The sequence below is a fragment of the Catellatospora aurea genome (assembly GCF_042663325.1).
GTDB lineage: Bacteria > Actinomycetota > Actinomycetes > Mycobacteriales > Micromonosporaceae > Catellatospora > Catellatospora aurea.
On the sequence record NZ_JBHTAC010000062.1, the window covers coordinates 1 to 21,783 of the forward strand.

A 21,783-nucleotide genomic window follows, 5' to 3' on the forward strand; every position below is an offset into this window, starting at 1 on the left:
GCACCTACAGGTGCGGCGCGTGCTGGACTTCACCAGCCCTCACCCGGCCGGCGCGGTGTCGGCGGCTGTAGCGGAAATGTACGAAGTGTGTAAGTCGGATTCGTACGGTCGCCTCACCGTGCACCTCAGTTCCATCCCCCGGGGAGGCAAACCATGTCAGGAAGAGTCGGACGCGCACTGCGCGCCGCGGGCGTCATCATCGCCATCGCGGTGTCCGGCGCGAGCGTCGCCGCGACACCGGCCCAGGCCTCGTCACGTGACGGCGTCTGCGACAGCGGCGAGTTCTGCTACTACTACAACAGCGACTTCGCCGGGTCGATCTCCGACCACGGGTCGTCGCTGGCCGACTACGGTGCCACCCAGCCGTCGTGCTACGAGTTCAAGAGCGCCGGCAACGGCCAGGGCCTGTGCGTGAAGAACAACGCGGCGTCGGCGTGGAACCGCACCGGCAGCACCATCCGCGTGTACTACAACAGCGACTTCGGCGGCACGTCGCAGGACATCGCGTCCGGTGCGAAGGTCAACCTGAACGCCTCGCTGAAGAACAACAACGCCTCGCATCAGCCCGCCCCCACCGGCGGCGGCGACAGCTACCCGGCCAAGGACGACTACCCGTACCGCGGGGCCACGACCGGTGTCGACCCGTGGAACTTCTACAAGGGCCAGTGCACCAGCTTCGCGGCGTGGGCGGTGCGCAGCCGGCTTGGCATCGCGTTCCACAACTACTACGACGGCGTCCACTGGGGCAACGCCAACAACTGGGCCAACGCCGCCCGCAGCGCGGGCATCCCGGTGTACGGCAGCCCGAAGGCCGGTGACGTCGCGGTCCGCCTTGGCGGCACCTGGGGTCACGTAGCGTTCGTGACCAGGGTGAACTCCAACGGCACGTTCGAGGTCGACGAGTACAACTACAACGGCGGGTCGGCCTACAGCCACCGCACCGTGTCGGTGGGCACCGCCAACAGCCAGTTCTCGCAGTTCGTCCGGTTCAAGTAGGCAACGCCCGGACCGTGGGGACCGGCCGCGCAGGCCCGCCCTCTCACCACTGAACCCTTGTCCAGGATCCGCCGGCATAAGCCGGCGGGTCCTGGCTGCCCTTGACGCTGTGCCATTCCGCAGGCCAGCTCTCGGGCGGTCCGGCCAGCAGGGCCCGCACTTGCGCGGCGCTCTCATCGGGCCGCTCCGGGTCCCACACCGTGCTCACGAAGATCTGGTACGCGTCCGGCTCTTCTAGCCACACCACGAGCTCACCGGCGTCAGCGGCGTGAGCCTTGACGGCCCCGACTCCCGGCGGCAAAGCAAGGTCGGTCAGGATGAGGCGCCCGGCCCGGCGTTCTGCGGTCTCCCAGCTGTGGTCGGACCCGATGCGGGCGACCTCGGCGTCGTAGGCGGCAGCGTCGAACACCGCCGTTCGCCGATCGACCTGCCAACTCACCCGGGTCCGGCCCCACTCCCAGCGCACGGTGTCGCCTTCGCGGCGGATGCTCGTTTCGATCGCGACGCAGTCCGGGCCGCAGCCGGGACAGCAGGCGATCGTCGCGGTCGTGGGCTCGTCGGTCGCCACGAAGCGGTTCACCGGCACGAGGACGTGCCACGGGTCGGGGCCGTCGTTGTCATCGGCGCGGCTGACGTCCTCGCCGTCGATGCGCACGATCACCCGCAGGCCCTCGACGGACAACGACAGCAGCGAGATCATCGCGCGAACTTAACACCCCTCGGCCACCGGCATGACCACACCGGACACGCGAACTCGTCGACCATCGAATTACACGGCGACCCACCGCGCACGAATGATTGACGCATCGTTATCGATGATGGAGGGTCATGGCATCCCTCACGAGGAGTGTCCATGACAGACAGTGCACCGGCCGAGGTCCGCCACCGGTATGTGATCGTCGGCGCGGGTCCGGCCGGGCTCCAGTTGAGCTACTACCTGCAGCAGGCCGGAGCCGACTACCTCACCCTGGAGCGGGCGCCGGAGCCTGCCGAGTTCTTCCGCCACTTCCCCCGCCACCGCAAGCTCATCTCCCTCAACAAGGTCCACTCGGTGGCCACCGACCCGGAGATCCGGCTGCGCTGGGACTGGAACTCGCTGCTGCAGGACCCGGCCGAGCTGCCGTTCGCCGACTACAGCCGCGAGTACTTCCCGCACGCCGACGACATGGTCCGCTACCTGGGCGACTTCGGCCGCCACCACAAGCTCAACGTCCGCTACGACACCGACGTGCGGCGGGTGGACCGGGCCGGGGACGGGTTCGCGGTGCACACCGCCGACGGGGTGGTCCACGCCGACTGCATCGTCGTAGCGACCGGCTGGGGCCGGCCGAACATCCCCGACGTCAAGGGCATCGAGCACGCCGTCGGCTACGAGGCGATGAGCACCGACCCGGCCGACTACGCCGACCAGCGGGTGCTGATCCTCGGCAAGGGCAACTCCGCGTTCGAGACCGCGTCGGCGCTGCTCGGGCACGCCGCGATGATCCACCTGGCGAGCCCGCGGCCGCTGCGGCTGGCGTGGAACACCAAACACCCCGGTGACGTACGCGGCCACCACGGGGCGGTGCTGGACAGCTACCAGTTCAAGACCCTGCACTCGGTGCTCGACTGCGTCATCGACGAGATCCGCCCGGTCGGCGACCGGTTCGAGGTCAGCCTGACCTACACCCACGCCGACGGGGAGACCGCGGTCATGGAGTACGAGTCGGTGCTGCGCTGCACAGGGTTCGCCATGGACACGTCGCTGTTCGGCGACGGCTGCCGGCCGCGGATGACCCCGAACGGCCGCATGCCCGCCACCCGCCCCGACTGGCAGTCGCTCGACGTCGACGGGCTGTACTTCGCCGGGACGCTGGCCCAGGACCGGGACTTCAAGAAGGCGTCCTCGGCGTTCATCGACGGCTTCCGGTACAACCTGCGCACCCTGACCCAGCTGCTGCGGGAACGCTACGAGCAGGTGCCGCTGCCCTACGACGAGGTCGACGCCGGCTCGCTGACGGCGGCAGTGCTGGACCGGGTCAACTGGAGCTCGGCGCTGTGGACGCAGTTCGAGTTCCTCACCGACGCCCTCGTCGTCGACGAGGCGTCCGGGCGGGTGCGGCACTACCACGACCTGCCCGAGGACTACGCGGTCGCCCGGTTCGGCGACCAGCCGCACCTGTACACGTTCGGGCTGCGCTGGGGCCGCGACGAGTACTCCGACGTGTTCGCCATCGAGCGGCACCCGCAGCCCGACCGGGCCGCCGAGAGCGCCTTCATCCACCCGGTGGTCCGCCGGTACCGCCATGGCGAGCTGGTGCAGGAGCTGCATCTGCTGGAGGATCTGCTGGCCGAGTGGCGGCGCGAGGACCGGCACGTGCGGCCCCTGCACGAGTTCTTCGCCCGCGACCTGGCCGGGTCAGCGGTGGACGAGGACCTCCGGTAGCGGTTTGCGGGACAGGGCGGGCACGGTGACCCCGTCGGCGGGCCGGCCGACGGGCATCACCACGCACGCCCGCTCCTCGGCCGGGCGGCCGCAGATCTCGTTGAGGAAACGCATCGGGCTCGGCGTGTGGGTGAGCGTGGCCAGCCCGGCCAGGTGCAGCGCGGTGATGAGCACGCCGACGGCGATGCCGACGGACTCCTTGACGTAGTACGGCTTGGGGGTGTTCGGGCCCTGGTGGACCTCGAACACGACGATGACGACGGGGGCGGTCTCCAGGAACGGCTTGTGCCAGTCGGTGCCCATCGCCGAGACCGCCTCCAGCCACTCGCGCGGGGCGCGGCGGGTGTAGAACTCGCGCTCCTCGGCCTCCGCCGCCAGCCGCAGCGCCCGCTTGCGGGCCGGGTCGGTGAGGACCACGAAACGCCACGGCTGCACGTTCGCGCCGCTGGGCGCGGTCGCGGCGGCGCGGATGGCGTTCTCGACGACGTCCAGCGGAATGGCTTCGGGCGAGAACTCGCGCACCGACCGGCGGGCGGCCATCCGGTCGGCGAACTCGCGCACGGTGCGGCTCATCTGCTTGGGGTCGAGGCGGTCCAGCTGAAACGGGACGGTGGCGACGGCGTTCACGGGGCCTCCAAGGGGGTGGCTTCGCCGTCCAGCATCACCCACCGGTGGCCCGTCGCGCTTACGCCGGATTGCCCTGTTAGTGCCGGCCCGCCGTCTGCTCGGCGACGTAGCCGACGACCGCGGCCGGGCCGCCGTCTTGGGCCGCCGCGCGCTGCCGCCTGGCCCCCGACCCGCTGTCCAGCAGCCGATCCAGTCCTGCGATCACGTATTCGTACTCGCCGGTGGCGCGCAGCTGCGGCTCCACCAGTGCGACCAGGTCACGGGCCAGCTCGCCGGCCGGGCGCAGCCGCGCGGTGGCAAGGTCCAGGCCCTCGCCGTCGAGGCCGTCGCGGGCGGCCCGCCAGTACGCGGCGCGCAGCAGCTGCTCGGGCACCTCCGGGGCGGGTTCACCGCGCCTGGCGACCGCCGACAGGTGCGTCACCAGGGCCCGGACGACCACGGCGTACAGCACGGCCTCGTCGGCGGTCAGCGCCGCGTCGGCGACCCGGACCTCCAGGGTCGGATGGGTCGCCGAGGGACGCACGTCCCAGAAGACGGTGCCCCGGTCGACGAGCGCACCGGCCTGCTGCAACGTGTCGACGACCTGGTCGTAGTGGGCGGCGGAGTCGAAGCGCGGTGGCGGGCCCGCCACCGGCCAGCGCGGCCAGGTCATGGTGCGCCAGCTGGCGTACCCGGTGTCGCGGCCGTCCCAGTACGGCGAGTTCGCGGTCAGGGTCAGCAGCACGGGTAGGTGCGGACGCAGGTGGTTGGACACGGCGACGGCCAGGTCGCGGTCGGGCATCTCGACATGCACGTGCAGGGCGCAGATGGCCAGTTCGTCGTGCAGGCCGCGGAACGTCTCGATGCCGCGGGTCTGCCGGGGCCCGGTGGTCATCGGCGGCGGGACGGGCCCGGCGACCGGCGCGGAGCCCGCCGACAGCAGCCGCAGGCCGGCGGCGGCGGCGGCCGCCGCGACCACCCGGCGGGCCTGGCCGACCTGCGCGGCCAGCTCCGCCATGTCGGCGCACGGTGCGGTCCGGGTCTCCAGCTGCAGCGTTGTGATCTCACCCGAGACGCGGGCGCCGAGCGTCGCGGACGCCTTCTCCACCACCTCGGCCGCGCGGGGCGCCGGAACGCCGGTGGCCGCGTCGACGACGAGGAACTCCTCCTCGACACCGAACCGCGGCGGGGTCCGGCTCGGCTGCTGGGTCACGGTCGTCGCCTCCGGGGTGGTCGGGGGCCGCGCGACACGGCCGCCCGGAGCGTACCGGCCCGCAGCCCACCTGCGGCCCGGCACGCCGACGACACGCCGATGTGGATGGTCAGCCGATCGCGGCTCCCGCCGCCGCCCGCCGGGCCCGGCCGCGCGGCTGCTCCAGCACCGCGGCGATCAGCCCCGCCAGCAGCGCCGCCCGCGCCGGCATCTGCGACACGTCGACCCACTCGCTGCGCGCGTGCGAACCCCCGCCGACCCCGCCGAGCCCGTCCAGGGTCGCCACGCCCAGCGAGCCGGTGAAGTTCGCATCGGACGCGCCCGGCGCGTGCGCGCCGCGCACCTCGGCCAGGCCGAGCCGGCGGGCCGCGGCCCGGGCCAGGTCCAGCAGCGGCAGCGCGACATGTTCGGGCAGCGGGTAGCGGTTGACGCCACCGCCGACGGACAGCGCCGCACCGGGCACCAGCGGCGTCATCGCCCGCACCAGCCGGTCGACCCGCTCCAGCTCGTCACGGGTCCAGGCGCGCACGTCCACGCAGAACACCGCCGACTCCGGCACCTGGTTGGTCATCGTGCCCGCGCTGAGCAGGGTCGGGGTGACGCTGGTGCCGCCCGCCGCGAAGGAACGCACGGCCAGCACCTGGTGGGCGAGCTCCACGGCCGCGTTGACGCCCCGGTGCGGCTCCACCCCGGCGTGCGCGGCCCGGCCCTGCACCGTGATCCGGTACATCGAGCCGCCCTTGCGGGCCACCTTCAGCGCCCCGTCCTCGGTGCTCGGCTCGCCGACCAGCACCGCCCGCGAGCGGCGGGCCTGCTGCTCGATCAGCGGCCGGGACGTTACCGAGCCGGTCTCCTCGTCGCAGGTCAGCAGCAGGCCGACGCGGGAGGTGTCGGGCAGCAGCGTCAGGGCGGTGAGCATCTGGACGATGCCGGACTTCATGTCGCACACCCCCGGCCCGGTGGCGATGGGCCCGCGTACCGTGAAGGGCCACTGCTCGACGGTGCCGGCCGGCCATACCGTGTCGTAGTGGCCCAGCAGCAGCACCCGCTGGTCCTCGGCGGCCCACAGCAGGTGCGGCAGCCCGTCGTGGACCACCCGGCGCGGCGGGCGGCCCAGCGCCGCCGTGCCCCACGCCGCCAGCAGGTCGGCGCAGGCGTTCAGCTGCGGCAGCGCTCCCGGCGGCGACTCGGTGTGCACCAGCTCGCGTAGTTGCGCCGTCATCGTCGCGGCCCGCAGCTGCGCCTGACCGCCCATATGCTCCACGTCGGACATGTCGTCAGCGTGGCAGCGCCGTCGCGCGCCTGCCAGCAGCGAAATTGCGCAACCGGCGAGGCCGGGCGTAGCGGCAGGCCCACTGCTCCAAACAAGACCGACCGGCCGCAGAACCGCAACATCGAAGAAGCGCACCGCGTATCGAGCCGGGAAAATGCTCCAGGAGTGTGCGGCGGCCGCACGCCGGTCAGTGAGGAGTGGCGATGGCGCACATCGACCTCGGTGTGGACGAGAACCGGTTTCCCGGCATCAACGGGCCGATGCGGTTCCGGCCCGAGACCGCAGGCCCGCTCAACGCGCTGGCCGAGGCGCTGCTGCACGCGCCGCACCCGACGCTGAGCGCCGGGGAGCGGGAACTGATCGCCGCCTACGTCTCCGGGCTCAACGAATGCGTGTTCTGCTGCTCGTCGCACTCGGCGTTCGCAGCCGCGCAGCTCGACGCCGGCATGCCGCTGGTCCAGCAGGTCCGGGCCGACCTCGACGCCGCCGACATCAGCGCGAAGCTGCGCGCGCTGCTGCGGATCGCGGCCGCCGTGCAGCAGGACGGCCGCAAGGTGACCACGGCGCTGGTCGACGCAGCCCGCGCCGAGGGCGCCACCGACCTGGAAGTGCACGACACGGTGCTGATCGCGGCGGCGTTCTGCATGTACAACCGCTACGTCGACGGCCTGGGCACGCTGCCGGCCGCAGATCCCGCCGTCTACGAGCAGTCCGCGCAGCGCATCAAGGAACACGGGTACGGCGCGCCCGCCTGACGCCGCGGCCACCTGCGGCCGATGGCTGCTCAACCCGGGCGGCGTCCCCATGCCGAGATCAGCGGCGCGAGGGTGAGGTCGAGCTCCCCGGCGTCGACGGCAGCCAGGTGCGCGTCGATCTCAGCGTCGTCGGCCAGCCCCGCCGCGAGCAGCTCGGCGCGCACCATGCGCACGGTCTCGGCCTCCAGCCGGTCGCACGCCGTCCCGCCGACCGGGAAGCAGCCCGACGCCGCGACGTCGACCAGGCCCGCCGCCCCCAACACCCGCGGCAGCGTACGGCCGAAGCGCAGGTCGGCGCCGCGGCGGGTCATCAGCTCCCGCACGGCGCGGCGCAGCCGGTTGGCGCGCTCCTGCACCGGGCCGACCTCGTCGAGGCAGGCCAGCGGCTGCAGCTCGGTGTCGGCTTCCTCCACCAGCAGCCACCCGCCGGGCCGCAGCGCCGCCACCATCGACGCCAGTGCCCGCGCCCGGTCGGGCAGGTGAACGAGCACGAGCCGCGCGTGCACCAGGTCGAACGTGCCCGGCTGCGGCGGCGGGTCCGCGACCACGTCGTGCCGGCGCACCTCGTACCGGGCGTGCGGGTCCAACCAGGTCGGATCGATGTCCGTGGCGAGCACGTGACCGGTCGGCCCGACTGCCGCGGCCAGCGCCTCGGGGATGCTGGGGCCTCCTGCGCCGACCTCCCAGCAGCGCCAGCCTTCGGTCATACCGAGCCGGTAGAAGTGCCCTCGCGTGACGCCGTCGAACAGCTCGGCCAACCACCTGAACCGCTCGGCCGCCTCCGTTCGGGCGTTATCCAGCAGGTAGCGGTGATCTGCGGAGGATTTAGAGACGTCCGGCGGTGAGGGCCTGGATTGCACGCCGCAAGTATTCACCGTTCCACCCTGCAGTCGCTGCTCGGGCCTGGGACCGACGAAGTGAGGCGGCAAATTCATGCCGAGATCTTCACGTTCGGCCGCGTGCAGCGCCGGCACCGCGAGATAAGCCAGACGCTGCCCGGCATGTGGTCCGCGAAGACCTCGGGCCAAGGCGCAACGGGTCTTCTCTATCGACGCGTGATTGCCAACCGGAGTGCCGCCGCTTGTCCGACAGAGATCTGACACTCGGGTTGATGGAACCAAGCCGGTTGACGCCATAGCGTTGTCGGATGTCCTCTCCGACGGCTCAGCCTATCGAGACAGAGTCATCATCCAGGCGCCTCAACGGGCACGACCTGGTGTTGCTCGGCACCGCTGTTGTTCTCATTCTGGGCAGTCTGGCCGGCCTCTATCTCGCGAAGTTCGCCGATGGCGTCGGTACGTCGTCGTGGCTGTTACTCTGCCTAGCCGGCGTAGGCCTACTGGTAAACGCGCAACGGCGGACGGTCGGAACTTTGGATCGTTACGCCGACCAGATCCGGCAAACGGTAGACGCAGAGGCCGAAGCACCAGCGGTGATCGTTAATGGCGCGGACGCCACTGTTCACTTTCATCCACAATCTTTGGTTGATCCCGCAACAGCCCGAGCATCGGCTGCCATCCAGAAACAAGAGGCGATCTTGCGCGAGATCTACACTCAGGGATTGGCGCAAGCAAAGGCCAGCTTCAAGGTTAGTATCTGGTTTGCAAGTATAGGCTCGGCGGTGCTCATCGCGGGTGTAGCGTTAGCGATTTTGTTCGCTGGCAGCAATGGCGAGAAGTACTCGGCGATCGTGGCTGGCACATCGGGCACAGTCATCAGCCTGACTTCCTCCCTCTTTTACGTACAGTCAAATCGAGCGCGCGCCAACATGGTGCGTCAAGGTGCGTTGCTGCGCGAGGAAAGCCAGGACGACCGCCGCCTTAGCGCAGCTCGCGAACTTGTCGATGCGATCGAGGAGACTGGCCTTCGCGACAATGTCCGCGCGCAACTTGCACTCGGCCTCCTTCAGGGCACGGCAGAAGTTCCCCCGGGGACGAGTGGCGCAACGGATCCAGGTCAGGGATCGATCTGACTCGCAAGGCAGGAAGCGCATCTTGGAGCACGTGCGGCCCGTGTCAGCTTAGAGAGCCATCCATTCGATAGTCACCGATTGCCTGGCTTCGTGGGTGAGTACTGGTCCCACCTGGGAGCAGATTCCGGCTCCACACGTCGATCACCGGCGGATCCGACCGGGAACGAGTCGGCCCCGGCCGTGCCGGTCGAACGACAGGCGCCAGTTACTGTCGGCGGCCTGCTTGCTGGTGAGGGTTAACGAGGAGTGCCAGCGCGTCCGGATCCGCCAATGAGCGCGCAGTTAATCACCGATCGGGCTGTCCGAGTCTTGACTTGGGCGACGACCCCACACCGCCGGAACTCCCCGAACCTCCTACTCTCGACCCGTGAGAGTCGCCGAGATCCGCCGATACCCAATCAAGTCGATGCTTGGCGAGGTGGTGCCGCTTGCCGAAGTAGGCGAGCGCGGCTTGGTCGGCGACCGGCTGTGGGCGGTGCGCGACCCGGACGGCAAGCTCGGCAGCGGCAAGAACACCCGCCGCTTCCGGCGGATGCCGGGCCTGTTCCGACTTCAGGCGTACGCGGCGGACCCGGTTCCGATCGTGGAGTTGCCCGACGGTCGTCGCTTCGCGGCTGACGATCCGGTCGGGCACCGAGCGGTCGGTGAGGTGCTCGGCCGAACGGTGACGCTCGCCCCGGAGGAAGCTGTCTTGCACCATGATGAGGGCCCGGTCAGCCTTATCACGACGGCTGCCCTGCGCCGCCTCACGGAGCTCAGCGGCGGCGAACAGGCCGGCACGGGCGTCGATCCGTTGCGGTTCCGGGCCAACCTCCTGATCGACGTTCCCGGCAGCGGCTACCCCGAGGACGGCTGGCCGGGGCGCCGGCTGCGAATTGGCCCGGAAGTCGTCCTCCGGCCGGTCCGGCCGCTCACCAGGTGCGTGATGATTGACATGGCACAGGATCGGGCGGGCGAGCGGAACGATCTGCTCAAGACCCTCGCCGAGAACCACGGACTGACCTTCGGGGTTCTCGCCACGGTGGAGAGGCCAGGCCGGGTCGCCGCTGGCCATATGTGCTCGTTGACGTGAGGCCGAGGAGGAGCGTCGCCGCGTCCGCAGCTGCCGCGGTCCGGCCGGCAGTCGGGTACGACCGTCGCCGGCCAAGACCTCGGTCGTAACCGTGCGTAGAGTCGGCATGTCGGCGATGCCTGCCGGCTTCGATGGAGCCAGCTCTCACCCGAAGGAATCCCAGAAGCGAGAACGTGGGGCCAGAATTGACGCATAGATGTGGCCATCGTTCACCAACGGAGCCGGTGCAACGCGGCGGTCCGGCACGAAGATCGGTCGGGCTCGGCGGCGAGCGCGTGGGCGATACCGTCCAGGCGTGGTTCTGCCAATCCTGTTCCGGATCGGGGTCGTGTCTACGCTGGCCGCGGCGGCGTTGACGGCCGGCGCGTGGATCGGCACCGCACAGGGCCTCGACCCGGGCCCCGGAAGCCTGCGGTTTCCGGTGATGCTGGCCGTGACGGCCGTGCCGATCACGGCCGTGGGCCTGCTGGGCTCGACCGGAGTCGGGCGCACCGTAATGGCCTGCATCGCCTGGTGTCTGCTGTCCTTCGGGCAGCTGACCATGATGATGGCTGCTTCCGACGCGGTGCTCGGAGAACGCGGACGCACGGTCACCGCGACGGTGACCCACCTCGTCGGCCACGACCTGTCCGAGGATGGCGGCGACTACCTCTACCGGGTGGCCGACGCGCAGGGCAGGCCGCTGGCAGGCCTCCTGCGCACGCCGAACCGACGCGGCATCGGCAGCGACGTCGCCGTGCTGGTCGACCCGCAGGGCTGGGCGCATCCCACCGAGATCGCCGCATACGAGCCGGGCACCGATGCCCTGACCCTCCTGATCCTCGCGGGAATGTTCGGCGGCCCGGCCATCGTGCTCTACGTGCTGTCCTGCCTGCCCGAAGACCGCCGCCGCGACGGCACGACCCCCGCTCCGTGGCACAGGGAGGCGTTCAACCAGGTCGTCCGCAGCACGTGAGACCTTCGGCGAACCCACGATGTGGGCGGGAGAGCGTGTTCAGCGTTCGCTCGGTCCGAGCGGAACCGGCCCGACGGCCGGGGTGGCCGACGGCTCCTTCAGCTCTACGAAGACGGCGTGTGTCTCGGTGCTGCCGATGTTCTCCCCGTAATGCTCCTGCGCCCCGATCCACCGGGCGTGCGCGGCCGGCAGTTCGATGTCGGCGTGCCGGTCGCCGCTGGAGACCCGGCGCTGGAAGCCGCTGAGGGTGACCATCACGCTGTCCGGGTGCCGATGCGGATGCGTCCGGTCACCCGGGCGGTCGCGGTACTGCAGCACCCGCACCCGCTCGTTCTCGAACAGAACACGGTAGAGCTCCGGGTCGGTGACGACGGGGTCGGCTGACTGACCGTTCATGACGCACCTGATTTCGTCCGGCCGGCGTGACGAGAACCGGCTTCACGGTACTTCGGTACCATGATGGTAATGGCGATACCATATGAAGCGAGCGGGCGAACACAGCAGAAGTCACGAACCCGACAGGCACTCGTCGACGCGGCCCGGGAACTGCTCGCCCAGGGATCGACGCCCCAGGTCGAACACGCGGCCGAGCGCGCCGGGGTGTCCCGGACGACCGCCTACCGCTACTTCGCGAACCAGCGCTCGCTGCTGATCGCGGCCCATCCGCAGATCTCGCCGCAGACCCTGCTCGACGCCGACGCACCCGACGAGCCGCACGCCCGGCTCGACGTGTTCATGGCCGCCTTCACCCGCTACAACCTCGGCTGGGAACCGCAGCTACGGACGGCCCTGCGGCTGTCGCTGGACCTGCCAGGCGACCGGCCGGTCCTGCGCCAGGGCCGCGCGATCGGCTGGATCGAGCACGCCCTCGAACCGGTCCGCCGCACCCGTCCCGACGTCGACGTGCACGCGCTCGCGGTAGCGATCCGCTCGGCAACCGGCATCGAATCGCTGATCTGGCTGCTCGATGTCGCCGGACAGACCCCGCAGGACGCCGCCGAGACCGTACGGCGGACCGCTCAGGCACTGCTCACCGCCGCCCTGGCCGACACCGCCCGGTAACCCCGGCGCCCCGGCGGGTCCGCCTTTGGGTCAGATCCGGCCTCCCGCAGCCGCCACGCACCGCAGGCATCGACCGTTGTACGTACGTGGCCCCCGGGCGGCCCCTCGCCGCCACCACCGACCGGCCCGACGCCGCGGCCCACCGACCCGCCGCAGCCGACGCCGCCGAGAAGGAGGCGGACTCCGCGATGTCGACCACTCTCTCCGCCCTGACACTCGCGACGCTGGCCGCGGGAACCGCGCTGATCATCTGCCGGCTCACCGGCTCCCGCCTGCGACGGCGGCTGCTCGCCCGGCTGTGGCACGCGGTGCACGTCGACGCCCTCACCGGCCTGCCCAACCGGGCCGGCGCGCTGGACGAACTGGGCCGCCGCTACGCCGACCACCGGCCGCTGAGCCTCGGCTTCGCCGACCTCGACCAGTTCAAAGCCATCAACGACACCCACGGCCACGAGGTCGGCGACCGGGCGCTGCAGCACATCGCGCTCGTACTGCGCACACACCTGCCGGACACGTTCGCCGCCCGCATCCACGGCGACGAGTTCGTGTTCGCCTGGCACGCGCTACTGACCGACGCCCTGGCCCACGCATGGCACGTACGGCACCTGGTCAGCGCGCACCCGCTGCGACTGCCCGACGGCGAGCTCCTCGAGCTGCGCATGTCGATCGGCGTCGCCGAGCGCAGCCTCACCGGTGATCTGCGGCTGCTGATGCACCACGCCGACCTGGCCATGCACGACGCGAAGGCCGGCGACACCGGCTGTGCCCCCTACAACCCGCAACACCACGTCACCGCGGTGACACCTCGGCCGACGCAACGCGCACGGGAACGCCGCCACGCCCCCACCCCGTTGGGGAGCCAGGCATCGAATCACACCACACCGAACACGAGATGACCGCCGGCCGGCTGGCCTCCCAGCGGACCTGGAGCCCGGCCGACCGTTGGGCGCGGACCTGCCCGGTCCTCCTCCTGGGAGAACCGGGCGCGGTGTGTACCGGCGGACCGCTATCCGATGCAGATGCGCTGCATCTGCAGACTCCAGTTGCCGGCGAAGGCGCCGACCTCGCGTGCCACGATGCCGCCGCCCACGGGCAGCGGGGTGAGCGTCGCGATCGACGCGTCGCCGAGCGCGCCGGTGATCACTCCACCGACCGCCGACACCTGCGATCCGGCGGGGCAGGCAGCCCCGTTCGTGCCCTTGGGTGAATTGGGGTTGGACGCCGAGGTGGCGCTCCAGTAGTCGCTGATGGGAAGGGGGTCGGCGCAGACCGCCTGCGTCGTCAGGGTGTAGTTGCCGACGGCCGCGTTGTCGTAGGCCGTGACGGACAGCTGCGTCATCGCGGCGTCGTAGCTGACCTCGTCGATGGACACGTTGCCGAAGGCGTCGGTCAGGAAGTAGCCGCCGCCGACGATGTTGTCGCCCGCGGGGCAGGCCGCGGTCTGGAACTTGTCGGCCATGTTCGAGGCGGACACCGTCTGCACCACGGACCGGTTGACGAGCGCACCGGCCGGGGCACAGACGACGGTGACCTCGACGGTCCAGGCCACGCCTGTCGCGATGGCCTCGATGCCGGAAGCGGTGCCGCCGCCGGCGGCGTCGAGGTAGGCACGGGTCAGCAGGACGTCACCGCCGCCGTTGTTGACCTGCCCCATGACGCTGACGATGTCGTCACCGGCGGCGCATGAGGCGGAGACGTTCTTCGGTGAGTTGGCGTTGGCCGGGCTCACGGCGTTGACCTGGTACAGGCCGATGAAGGCCTGGGCTGGAGTCGCTATCTGCACCATCGCGGCAGTTGCCGCGATGGTGAGTAGCGCGGCGAGTCGTTTTCTCATGCCAGCCAGGGTCAGCACGGACGTCACGGTTACCTCACGGCGCGGTCAGTGCGGCTGTCTTCGATCAGCCACAAGGCAGTGCCGCACCGCCGACCGGATCGCGGCAGGTGCGGTTGCAGGCTAGGTGTCGGTGTCGCCAATGGGTGCCGCGTCCACGGGCCCGACCAGTTCGAACCTGCCATCGCGGACTCGCCACTGCACCTGGTGGCCCCGTGGCTGCGCAAGCGCTCGCCGCACCGCGTCGATCTCGTCCAGACGTAGCGCGGTGTCTTTGTCGAACCACACGATCCCGCCGACGACGTCCGGGCGGAGCCCAAGCCGGTTCAGCATCTCGACCGCTGCGGCACGAGTGGCGGAGGTCGGGATCACGTACGCCCGGCCGCCGTCGTCCTCGCAGCAGCTTCGGGTATCGCAGACAGCCCACAAGCCGGCCAGTAACCCGACGAGCCCCTGGTCCACGCACGCCTCTTTGCCGTGAGCACGCAGATGAATCTGGCGATGCCTGACGGAGACCAGCCCACCGTTGGTTGCCTGACACTGCGGGCACAACGGATACGGTCCTAGGAACACGGGCACCGCTACTTCCGCAGCCTGGAGACTTTGTCGCGTCTGTAGATCACGCGCGAAGCCTAGTCACCCGCGGCAACCGAGACTCGTGGCAATGGGGGCTAGGCTCGCGCCGATCAGCACAGCCCCGAGGGAGTGCCCATGACCAGGACGACCCCGCCCCGCCCGCACGCCGTCCTCGACGCGTTCCCGGAGCTCGCGGCCCACTCGGCCACAGCCACCCGGCTGCACCCGCGCCCCGGCCGCCCGACCGTGCACGACAGCTCGGTGGGCGGTCCGCTGCTGTGGCCCGCAGGCGAACCCTGGCCGCACTGCGACGAGGACACCCACTACGCGGACGACCCCAAGCGCCCCGAGCAGGTACGGCGGTGGCGGCAGCTGCTCGACACCGCGTGGCGGCGGACCCGCCGTGGCGAGCAGTTGCAGCTCAGCGACGCGGAGCGGTCCGAGCTGGACGGCCTCGACGCCGCCGAGCCCGACGAGTCGATCGAGCAGCCGATCGCGATGCTGCCGGTGTTGCAGTTGTACCGGCGCGACGTCCCCGGCTGGCTCGGCCCTGACGGCACTGACCTGTTCCAGACGCTCTGGTGCCCGCTCGACCATGACGATCTGGAGTACTGTCCGCGCCTGGAACTGCGCTGGCGGCGTGCCGCCGACGTAGGCGCGGTGACGACCACGCCACCGGAACCCGCGGTCGTGTCCGAGCAATACCTGCCCGAACCGTGTGTGCTGCACCCCGAGCAGGTACGCGAGTACCAGTACTCGGGCTTGCTGCCCAAGGAACTGGCAGAGCGGATCCGGGCCTGGGAGCAGGAACCGGCCGCGCCCCCACGCCGCTACCAGTACGACCTGTCCATCGCCCCGGGCTGGAAGCTGGGCGGATTCGTGTCCTGGCACCTCACCGACCCGTACCCGATGGACTGCACGGTGTGCGACGAGCCGATGTGCCTGCTGCTGAGGATCCACGGCACCGAGTGGGACGGCGGCTCCGGCAGTTGGCGACCGGTCGAAGAGGACGAACAGCCAGGAGAGTTCCACTCTCTGGAGGGGCCGAACAGCCCCACCGGCATCATCATCGGCCGGGGCTACGGCCTGTGGGTGTTCTACTGCCCGACGTCCTTCGACCACCCGCACCGCACCGCGATGCAGTGAACTCGGCGGGCGTCGGCCTGGCCTGGGGACCTGGTGTGGTCGGCCCTGGTCGCAGCGAAGCCGATAAGATCACCGGCATGGCGACGCGGCTAGTTCAGATCAACATGAAGGCTCGGGACGACTCCGCGTTGGGCCGCTTCTGGGCCGAAGCGCTCGGCTGGGTGATGTCCAGCGAAGGACCCGGCGTGACCAACCTCGAACCCGAGGGCTTCGTGTACCCCGACCCGGTTGCCGTCGTCGTCGACCTGGTCGTCTCCGCGGAGCCCAAGACGGTGAAGAACCGCGTGCACCTCGACCTCGCCACCACCTCGGCAGCCCACCAGGCCGAACTGGTGGCGCGCCTGACCGCCCTCGGCGCCACCCCCGTCGACGTCGGCCAGGGCGACGTCCCGTGGACGGTTCTGGCCGACCCGGAGGGCAACGAGTTCTGCGTACTGGAACCACGTCCGATCTACCGCGACACCGGACCGGTCGCCGCGATCGTCGTCGACTGCACCGACCCGCAGGCCATGGCCCGCTTCTGGGGCAGCGCCACGGACTGGGCCGTGCTGGAGACGAGCGAAACCGGCGCAGCACTGCGCTCGGCCAAGGGCGTCGGCCCGTTCCTGGAGTTCATCCGCTCCCCCGACGTGAAGACCGGCTGGAACCGGGTCCACCTCGACGTGCGCCCGTACCCGGGCGACGACGTGCAGGCCGAGAAGTCCAGGCTGCTCGCGCTCGGCGCAGCGGCCGTCGACCTGGGCAGCGACGTTCATTGGACGGTCCTGACCGACCCGGAAGACAACGAGTTCTGCCTGCTCGCCTCGGCCTGATCGACGAACGCGGCCGGTCGGGCAGGAGGCGACTGCAGGTCAGGCCAGGCCGGACAGCAGCGCGGCGACCTCATCCGCAAGCGAGGCGGCGGGTGTGCCGGTCCGGGAGAACGCCGACTCGACCGTGGCCGACAGCATGGCAGGAGCGTACACGCTGGCCCGGACCCTCGCCGAGCACCGCGACCACCCCGGCGCCCGCCTCGTCACCGGCTGGCAGCGACTCAGGCTGGGGCGAGCCGACCGCTCCGCTCCCCACGCACATGGGCGGTTCGGGCTCGGTCTTGAAACCGCCGGGGCCGGCGAGGACCTGTGACGTCCAGCGTTCGTCATTCCTCAGTCTCAGTGCGGGCTCCGTTCTCGGAAGGAAGCTCGCCGAACCGCTCCCTCCAGTGGGCGAGACTGCGGCGGGTCGCCAGGGTGTGAGGGTGGTCTGCCCCGAGCACCCGCAGCCGGTCGGCCAGCAGCTGCTCGTATCCAGCGACCGCCCCGGCCGCATCTCCGGCCCGGCCCTGCCAACCAGCGAGGTTGCTGCGGGTGTTCAGGGTGTCGGGGTGATCCGGTCCCAGCACCCGCAGCCGGTCGCCCAGCAGGTGCTCGAACGCGGTCGCCGCACCGGCTGCATCACCGGCTTGGCCTCGCCAGTAGGCCAGGCTGTGGCGGGTGGCGAGGGTGTCGGGGTGGTCAGGGCCGAGCGCCCGCACCCGGTCGGCCAACAGGTCCTCGAAAGCGGCGACCGTCCCGCCCGCGTCCCCTGCCGCACCCCGCCAACCGGCGAGGCTGTGACGGCTGGTCAAGGTGTCGGGGTGGTCGGCTCCCACCACTCGCACCCGGTCGGCCACCAACTGCTCGAACGCGGCCGCCGCACCCGCCGCGTCACCAGCCTCCCCCCGCCAGGTGGCGAGGTTGTGACGGGTCGCCAAGGTGTCAGGATGGTCGGGGCCGAGCACCCGCAGCCGGTCGGCCAACAGCTGCTCGAACGCGGCCGCCGCACCGGCCGCGTCACCGGCCTGCCCCCGCCAGTAGGCCACGTTGGCACGGGTGGTCAGGGTGTGCGGGTGGTCGGGTCCCAGCACCCGCAGCCGGTCGCCCAGCAACTGCTCGGACGCGGCCGCAGCCCCACCTGCGTCACCGGCCTGCCCCCGCCACCGCGCGAGATTGCCACGGGTGGTCAACGTGTCGGGATGGTCGGGGCCGAGCACGCGAGAGATGTCGTCCAGCAACAGCTCGTACGCCTCGACTGCCCCAGCCACGTCGCCGCTCGCACCCCGCCAGTAGGCGACGTTGGCGCGGGCGGCCATCGTGTCATGGTGGTCGGGTCCGAGGCGCCTATGCGCGGTCTGGTGCATGCGCTGGAGGTAGTCGACGGCCGCCCGGACTTGCCCGACCTGGCCGAGGCGACTGCCGGCGGTGAACAGCACGACGTGTACGCCGTTGTCGGGTGTCCAGAGCGGGTCGGGGTTGGTGTGGTGCAGGTGCTCGGTGTTGGCTCGCAGGGCCTGGCCGAGGTCGGGATCCGGGTCGGTGTCGGCGGCAGGCCATACCGCCTGGAGCGCGTCGGCGGCGGCGACCGTGGCGCTGTCCCGCACGGCGGGCGGGGTCTGGTCGCGGGTGGCGCGCTGGACGAGGGCATGTACGCGCAGGCTGCGGGCGGGGTTGCCCGGGTCGTGGACGGCCAGGCTCAGCAGGTGCAGGTTGCGCACCGCATCGTGCACGTCCTCTGCCATGACCTCGGCGCCGGCAGCGTTGCTGAGCCACGCCGATACCGGCGGGGCGGTGAGCACCGCGGCCGGGATGCCATTCGGGTCGAGCAGGCTCGCCAACTGCAGCAACGGCCGCGACAGGCCTGCCGGGCGTAGGGTGTCGGCGTGGTCGACGGACAGCGACCAGGTCGCGGCAACGGTCGCCTGGTGCTCGTCGGGCAGCGACTCCGGCTCAGGCACCAGATGTTCGAGGCCGCGCCGGCGGTCGGCGAGCCGACCGCGGTAGGCACCGCATGTCATGTTCCGGTCGATCATGTAGGCCGCGGACTGCGCCAGGGCCAGCGGCAGGTATCCCAGGTCGGCAGCCACACCGTGGACGTCGTCAGCGAGGCCGGGGTGTGCTGCCAGCTTCGCGGTCAGGTATTCATGAGCCTGCGAGGCCGCGAACAGGCCCACCTGCACCAGCACCCGATTGTCGCGCCGTAGGGCGGAGTCGCCGCGGCGGGTGGTGACGACCACCGATCCGGCCCCGGTCGCAGGCGGCCACCATCCGGTCAGATCCGCCGGCCGCGTCAGGTCGTCCAGGACCACCGCCCACCGCCTGCCGGTGGTGGCCAGCCATTGCAGGAACCACTGCGCGGCCTGCTCTCCTTCCAACCGCGAGTCCGCGCCGACGGCAGCGGCAGCCTGCGCGTACGCCGAAACGATCGACTGCCGCGATCCGGCGTCTGCCCACAGCAGCAGGTCGACGTGCTCGCGCTGCCACAGGCTGGTCGCCCAGCCGACGGCGAGCTGAGTCTTGCCTACCCCGCCCATACCTGAGAGCACCTGCGTGAGCACCGCCGTCCGGCTGTTGCCCACAGGTAGGAGGGCTTGCTCGTCGGGCCGGGGCTGCCAGCAGTCGGCCAGCGGCGGCACCCGGCCCACCGCGATCGGCCAGGCCGGTTCCGGTCGGCCGCCGAAGACGTTCACCTGTACGCCGTCGCCGACGTACAGGCCTTTGGCGTTGGGCGCGTTGACTTCGTACCGGGTCGGGCTGTCGTCGGTCACGGCCGGCCGGCGATCAGTTGAAGGTGTTGTGCTGCGTGCTGTGGTCGCCGATGAGCAGGCCCTTGGCGTCGGGAGCATTGATGCTGTACTTGGTCCCGGACGCGCGGAGCAGGTCCAAGAGCTGCTGGGCGGCCTGCAGTGTCGGATCGTCGACACCCGCCGCGGTCAGCTGCGCGGTGAGCGCTGCCTGGCTGTCAGCGGCGGTGCCGTTGGTCTGCTCAACCAGAGCGCGGCTGGTGTCCTCGCCGGCGCCGTTGCGGTGCAGCAGCTTGACTACCAGGCCCTTGAGCGTGTCGTACGCATCGGCAATCAGTTTCGTCGCCGTACCGGCAAGCCCTGCCTTAGCGCCCTCTTCCAGGGCCGTGACGACCAGCGATACCGGATCCATGACCACCCCAGCGTTCGTCTGCCTACAACGGTGCCTCCACACTAGAACCCTGTCGATACAACGATGTCGATCAAGGAGGTACTGGTGTGGGTTCCGGCCGGGGCGCGGGTATCGGTGGTCGACGGCTACGCCGACGCCGCCCGTCAACTCGGCGTGGACCCAGACCGTCACGCACGCCTGCACCGCTTCGCAGTAGGAACCGCGCCACGACGGTGTAGGACACGCCCCACAGGTGGCGCGTCGGCCAACTCTTCGCTGCCGGTGCGTCGCTGCCAGTGACGATGTCAGCCGTAGACGGCATGATGGCGCGATGCTGACCTTGTCACGGCTGCGGCCCGTCGTGCGCAACGCCTGGGGGCCCGACACCTGCGATCCCATCGACCTCGCCGACTGGCGGCCGGAGAACCCGAGCCGTGGCCAGTGCGGGGTCACCGCCCTGGTCGTCCATGACCTGCTCGGTGGCGAACTGGTGCTCGGCGAGGTGTTCGAGGGCGGAGTGCGGCGCGGGTACCACTACTGGAATCGCCTGCCCGACGGCACCGAGGTCGACCTCACCCGAGATCAATTCCGCCCGGGCGAGACCGTCACCGGCGGCGTGGACGTGGTCCGCCCGGCCGGCTCGCCGAACCGGTGTCGCGGACAGTACGAACTCCTCCGGCACCGGGTGCGCTCAGGCCTGCACCGTGACGAGGGTGCGCCCCTGCCGACACCGGCCGGGCCGCCGGTGCGGATCGCGGTGGTCCTGCTCGTCGACCCCACTGGGGCGGTCCTGCTGCAGCTTCGTGATCGCCATGCCCGCGCCGAGCCGGGGCAATGGGGTCTGGTCGGCGGACATGTCGAGGCGGGCGAGGACCACGAACAGGCTGCTCGACGCGAACTGGCGGAGGAGACCGGGCTGGTCGTCGACGCGGAGTTCCAGCTCATCTGGCAGGACATGCGTCCAGACCTCGCCGAAGGCACGTCAGGCGTCGACGTGCGCGCCTACGTGGCCCGATGCGACGTGGTGCCGTCCGACGCCATCGTCATCGGCGAGGGGCAGGCCGCGGAGTTCGTCAAGCTCTCGGAGGTCACCAAGCTGGACCTGACCCCGACAGCCGCGGCCGTGCTGTCGCGCCTGCTCACCCGAACCGGGTGAGCACCCGGACCGCGGTGACCGCGACGGTGCTGTATCCGATGACAACGCTGCCACCGAGCGCGTCGAAGCCGCGACGATGATCGGCACGTACCTGCGCGCGGAGCAGGAGATCGGCCGGATCACCGCCGACGCCGACCCGGACACGCTCGCGGCCATGCTGATCGGATCGGCGCACCTGCTCTACGCCGACCGCACCGGCACCCCGCCCGACACCGCAGCGGTCCGCAAGGTCGTCGACGGGGTCCTCGCCGCCGTTTCCGCCGACCGCCGCGGCGGACGGCGATGAACCTGCGCCTGGCCCGCCTCACCGAGATCGACCCGGCCCACCTGATCGGGCTGATGGGCGACCCGCGGGTCCGCCGGCACATGCCGCTCGCGGACGGCGCATTCGGCCACGCAGAGTGCAGGGCGTTCGTGGCCGCCAAGGAGGCCCTGTGGCGCGAGCACGGCTACGGCCCGTGGGCCTTCCTCGTTGACGGCGAGTTCGCCGGTTGGGGCGGCCTGCAGCCCGAGGACGCCGACGTCGACCTGGCCCTGGTGCTGCATCCGCGGTTCTGGGGCCACGGCCAGGCGATCTGCGCCCGGGTCCTGGACGAAGCGTTCGGCACGTTCGGGTTCGACGCGGTGACGATCCTGCTGCCGCCGACCCGCCGCGGCGGGCACGGTGTCACGCGGCTCGGCTTCGTCCCCGATGGACAGACCAGCATCGAAGGCCGGCGCTTCCTGCGGTTCCGGCTCCAGGCGGCCGACCGACCGCGGACCTGAGGCCGGGAACACTCCGCTTGTATCGAGGGGTTGACACAAGCCCTACGCTTG

Annotated in this window: 24 protein-coding genes; 14 read left to right on the plus strand and 10 right to left on the minus strand. The window is 70.8% G+C overall.

Annotated features, from left to right (window positions below):
• Positions 1-153: 153 nt before the first annotated feature.
• Positions 154-996: a CHAP domain-containing protein gene (locus tag ACFQO7_RS34830; RefSeq protein ID WP_376810385.1), complete on the plus strand. Its 843-nt coding sequence runs from the start codon at positions 154-156 to the stop codon at positions 994-996.
• A gap of 43 nt (positions 997-1,039) precedes the next feature.
• Here the strand turns inward: ACFQO7_RS34830 and ACFQO7_RS34835 are convergent, their stop codons facing one another.
• The gene (locus ACFQO7_RS34835; RefSeq protein WP_376810386.1) at positions 1,040-1,696 is read right to left on the minus strand and encodes a hypothetical protein; all 657 of its coding nucleotides are present in this window, start codon (positions 1,694-1,696) and stop codon (positions 1,040-1,042) included.
• Between the two features lie 153 nt (positions 1,697-1,849).
• Here ACFQO7_RS34835 and ACFQO7_RS34840 point away from each other — a divergent pair, with 153 nt between their 5' ends.
• Positions 1,850-3,421, plus strand: a complete 1,572-nt coding sequence (locus tag ACFQO7_RS34840) for an NAD(P)-binding domain-containing protein (protein WP_376810387.1) — start codon at positions 1,850-1,852, stop codon at positions 3,419-3,421.
• Here the strand turns inward: ACFQO7_RS34840 and ACFQO7_RS34845 are convergent.
• The 3 genes from ACFQO7_RS34845 to ACFQO7_RS34855 all read right to left on the minus strand — a co-directional run bounded on the left by ACFQO7_RS34845 (position 3,395) and on the right by ACFQO7_RS34855 (position 6,513).
• On the minus strand, positions 3,395-3,994 hold the full coding sequence (locus ACFQO7_RS34845) for a nitroreductase family protein (RefSeq protein ID WP_376810422.1): 600 nt from the start codon (positions 3,992-3,994) through the stop codon (positions 3,395-3,397). The genes ACFQO7_RS34840 and ACFQO7_RS34845 overlap by 27 nt on opposite strands.
• A 130-nt stretch (positions 3,995-4,124) precedes the next feature.
• Positions 4,125-5,240 (minus strand): carboxylate-amine ligase, encoded by a 1,116-nt coding sequence (locus ACFQO7_RS34850; protein ID WP_376810388.1) that lies wholly within the window; start codon positions 5,238-5,240, stop codon positions 4,125-4,127.
• Between the two features lie 109 nt (positions 5,241-5,349).
• The gene (locus ACFQO7_RS34855) at positions 5,350-6,513 is read right to left on the minus strand and encodes a M20/M25/M40 family metallo-hydrolase (RefSeq protein WP_376810389.1); all 1,164 of its coding nucleotides are present in this window, start codon (positions 6,511-6,513) and stop codon (positions 5,350-5,352) included.
• 203 nt (positions 6,514-6,716) lie between these two features.
• On the opposite strand from ACFQO7_RS34855, the gene ACFQO7_RS34860 reads away from it, so the two are divergent.
• Entirely contained in the window at positions 6,717-7,268 is a 552-nt protein-coding gene (locus tag ACFQO7_RS34860) for a carboxymuconolactone decarboxylase family protein (RefSeq protein ID WP_376810390.1), read from the plus strand.
• 29 nt (positions 7,269-7,297) lie between these two features.
• On the opposite strand, the gene ACFQO7_RS34865 is transcribed toward ACFQO7_RS34860, so the two are convergent.
• Complete coding sequence (locus ACFQO7_RS34865) at positions 7,298-8,026, minus strand: methyltransferase (RefSeq protein WP_376810391.1); 729 nt, start codon at positions 8,024-8,026, stop codon at positions 7,298-7,300.
• Positions 8,027-8,415: 389 nt separating this feature from the next.
• On the opposite strand from ACFQO7_RS34865, the gene ACFQO7_RS34870 reads away from it, so the two are divergent.
• The 3 genes from ACFQO7_RS34870 (at position 8,416) to ACFQO7_RS34880 (ending at position 11,267) form a co-directional block, all read left to right on the plus strand.
• Positions 8,416-9,240 carry a TRADD-N-associated membrane domain-containing protein gene (locus ACFQO7_RS34870; RefSeq protein ID WP_376810392.1) on the plus strand — a complete coding sequence of 275 codons (825 nt, stop codon included), beginning with the start codon at positions 8,416-8,418 and terminating at the stop codon, positions 9,238-9,240.
• 367 nt (positions 9,241-9,607) lie between these two features.
• Positions 9,608-10,312, plus strand: a complete 705-nt coding sequence (locus tag ACFQO7_RS34875; protein ID WP_376810393.1) for an MOSC domain-containing protein — start codon at positions 9,608-9,610, stop codon at positions 10,310-10,312.
• Between the two features lie 295 nt (positions 10,313-10,607).
• A complete protein-coding gene (locus ACFQO7_RS34880; protein WP_376810394.1) occupies positions 10,608-11,267 on the plus strand; it encodes a hypothetical protein in 660 nt (219 codons plus the stop codon).
• Between the two features lie 39 nt (positions 11,268-11,306).
• Here ACFQO7_RS34880 and ACFQO7_RS34885 read toward each other — a convergent pair whose 3' ends face one another.
• The gene (locus tag ACFQO7_RS34885; protein ID WP_376810395.1) at positions 11,307-11,663 is read right to left on the minus strand and encodes a cupin domain-containing protein; all 357 of its coding nucleotides are present in this window, start codon (positions 11,661-11,663) and stop codon (positions 11,307-11,309) included.
• A 69-nt stretch (positions 11,664-11,732) separates the two neighbouring features.
• Here ACFQO7_RS34885 and ACFQO7_RS34890 point away from each other — a divergent pair, with 69 nt between their 5' ends.
• Both ACFQO7_RS34890 and ACFQO7_RS34895 read left to right on the plus strand, forming a co-directional pair.
• Complete coding sequence (locus ACFQO7_RS34890; protein ID WP_360535672.1) at positions 11,733-12,329, plus strand: TetR/AcrR family transcriptional regulator; 597 nt, start codon at positions 11,733-11,735, stop codon at positions 12,327-12,329.
• Positions 12,330-12,415: 86 nt separating this feature from the next.
• A complete protein-coding gene (locus ACFQO7_RS34895; RefSeq protein WP_376810396.1) occupies positions 12,416-13,225 on the plus strand; it encodes a GGDEF domain-containing protein in 810 nt (269 codons plus the stop codon).
• 110 nt (positions 13,226-13,335) lie between these two features.
• Here the strand turns inward: ACFQO7_RS34895 and ACFQO7_RS34900 are convergent, their stop codons facing one another.
• Positions 13,336-14,163 carry a hypothetical protein gene (locus tag ACFQO7_RS34900; RefSeq protein ID WP_376810397.1) on the minus strand — a complete coding sequence of 276 codons (828 nt, stop codon included), beginning with the start codon at positions 14,161-14,163 and terminating at the stop codon, positions 13,336-13,338.
• Between the two features lie 120 nt (positions 14,164-14,283).
• Positions 14,284-14,622, minus strand: coding sequence for a hypothetical protein (locus tag ACFQO7_RS34905; RefSeq protein WP_376810398.1), 339 nt, complete (start codon positions 14,620-14,622; stop codon positions 14,284-14,286).
• Between the two features lie 249 nt (positions 14,623-14,871).
• On the opposite strand from ACFQO7_RS34905, the gene ACFQO7_RS34910 reads away from it, so the two are divergent.
• From ACFQO7_RS34910 to ACFQO7_RS34920, 3 genes are all read left to right on the plus strand, one after another.
• A complete protein-coding gene (locus ACFQO7_RS34910; protein ID WP_376810399.1) occupies positions 14,872-15,882 on the plus strand; it encodes a hypothetical protein in 1,011 nt (336 codons plus the stop codon).
• Between the two features lie 77 nt (positions 15,883-15,959).
• Positions 15,960-16,694 (plus strand): VOC family protein, encoded by a 735-nt coding sequence (locus tag ACFQO7_RS34915; protein ID WP_376810400.1) that lies wholly within the window; start codon positions 15,960-15,962, stop codon positions 16,692-16,694.
• Between the two features lie 136 nt (positions 16,695-16,830).
• Complete coding sequence (locus tag ACFQO7_RS34920; protein WP_376810401.1) at positions 16,831-17,007, plus strand: hypothetical protein; 177 nt, start codon at positions 16,831-16,833, stop codon at positions 17,005-17,007.
• Positions 17,008-17,020: 13 nt separating this feature from the next.
• Here the strand turns inward: ACFQO7_RS34920 and fxsT are convergent, their stop codons facing one another.
• Both fxsT and ACFQO7_RS34930 read right to left on the minus strand, forming a co-directional pair.
• Complete coding sequence (gene fxsT, locus ACFQO7_RS34925) at positions 17,021-19,444, minus strand: FxSxx-COOH system tetratricopeptide repeat protein (RefSeq protein ID WP_376810402.1); 2,424 nt, start codon at positions 19,442-19,444, stop codon at positions 17,021-17,023.
• 13 nt (positions 19,445-19,457) lie between these two features.
• The gene (locus ACFQO7_RS34930) at positions 19,458-19,832 is read right to left on the minus strand and encodes a hypothetical protein (protein WP_360535688.1); all 375 of its coding nucleotides are present in this window, start codon (positions 19,830-19,832) and stop codon (positions 19,458-19,460) included.
• A gap of 310 nt (positions 19,833-20,142) precedes the next feature.
• Between ACFQO7_RS34930 and ACFQO7_RS34935 the strand changes: the two genes are divergently transcribed.
• The 3 genes from ACFQO7_RS34935 (at position 20,143) to ACFQO7_RS34945 (ending at position 21,732) form a co-directional block, all read left to right on the plus strand.
• Positions 20,143-20,967, plus strand: a complete 825-nt coding sequence (locus ACFQO7_RS34935; protein ID WP_376810403.1) for a YunG family protein — start codon at positions 20,143-20,145, stop codon at positions 20,965-20,967.
• Between the two features lie 76 nt (positions 20,968-21,043).
• Positions 21,044-21,253, plus strand: coding sequence for a hypothetical protein (locus tag ACFQO7_RS34940; RefSeq protein ID WP_376810404.1), 210 nt, complete (start codon positions 21,044-21,046; stop codon positions 21,251-21,253).
• The gene (locus tag ACFQO7_RS34945) at positions 21,250-21,732 is read left to right on the plus strand and encodes a GNAT family N-acetyltransferase (protein WP_376810405.1); all 483 of its coding nucleotides are present in this window, start codon (positions 21,250-21,252) and stop codon (positions 21,730-21,732) included. The genes ACFQO7_RS34940 and ACFQO7_RS34945 overlap by 4 nt, the downstream gene beginning before the upstream one ends.
• The last annotated feature ends 51 nt before the right edge of the window (positions 21,733-21,783 follow it).

Coding starts and splice junctions, on each gene's coding strand:
- ACFQO7_RS34830 (WP_376810385.1), top strand. CDS start 154: ATGTCAGGAAGAGTCGGACGCGCACTGCGCGCCGCGGGCGTCATCATC.
- ACFQO7_RS34835 (WP_376810386.1), bottom strand. CDS start 1,696: ATGATCTCGCTGCTGTCGTTGTCCGTCGAGGGCCTGCGGGTGATCGTG.
- ACFQO7_RS34840 (WP_376810387.1), top strand. CDS start 1,850: ATGACAGACAGTGCACCGGCCGAGGTCCGCCACCGGTATGTGATCGTC.
- ACFQO7_RS34845 (WP_376810422.1), bottom strand. CDS start 3,994: ATGAGCCGCACCGTGCGCGAGTTCGCCGACCGGATGGCCGCCCGCCGG.
- ACFQO7_RS34855 (WP_376810389.1), bottom strand. CDS start 6,513: ATGTCCGACGTGGAGCATATGGGCGGTCAGGCGCAGCTGCGGGCCGCG.
- ACFQO7_RS34860 (WP_376810390.1), top strand. CDS start 6,717: ATGGCGCACATCGACCTCGGTGTGGACGAGAACCGGTTTCCCGGCATC.
- ACFQO7_RS34870 (WP_376810392.1), top strand. CDS start 8,416: ATGTCCTCTCCGACGGCTCAGCCTATCGAGACAGAGTCATCATCCAGG.
- ACFQO7_RS34885 (WP_376810395.1), bottom strand. CDS start 11,663: ATGAACGGTCAGTCAGCCGACCCCGTCGTCACCGACCCGGAGCTCTAC.
- ACFQO7_RS34890 (WP_360535672.1), top strand. CDS start 11,733: ATGGCGATACCATATGAAGCGAGCGGGCGAACACAGCAGAAGTCACGA.
- ACFQO7_RS34900 (WP_376810397.1), bottom strand. CDS start 14,163: ATGAGAAAACGACTCGCCGCGCTACTCACCATCGCGGCAACTGCCGCG.
- ACFQO7_RS34910 (WP_376810399.1), top strand. CDS start 14,872: ATGACCAGGACGACCCCGCCCCGCCCGCACGCCGTCCTCGACGCGTTC.
- ACFQO7_RS34915 (WP_376810400.1), top strand. CDS start 15,960: ATGGCGACGCGGCTAGTTCAGATCAACATGAAGGCTCGGGACGACTCC.
- ACFQO7_RS34920 (WP_376810401.1), top strand. CDS start 16,831: ATGGCAGGAGCGTACACGCTGGCCCGGACCCTCGCCGAGCACCGCGAC.
- ACFQO7_RS34930 (WP_360535688.1), bottom strand. CDS start 19,832: ATGGATCCGGTATCGCTGGTCGTCACGGCCCTGGAAGAGGGCGCTAAG.
- ACFQO7_RS34935 (WP_376810403.1), top strand. CDS start 20,143: ATGCTGACCTTGTCACGGCTGCGGCCCGTCGTGCGCAACGCCTGGGGG.
- ACFQO7_RS34940 (WP_376810404.1), top strand. CDS start 21,044: ATGATCGGCACGTACCTGCGCGCGGAGCAGGAGATCGGCCGGATCACC.
- ACFQO7_RS34945 (WP_376810405.1), top strand. CDS start 21,250: ATGAACCTGCGCCTGGCCCGCCTCACCGAGATCGACCCGGCCCACCTG.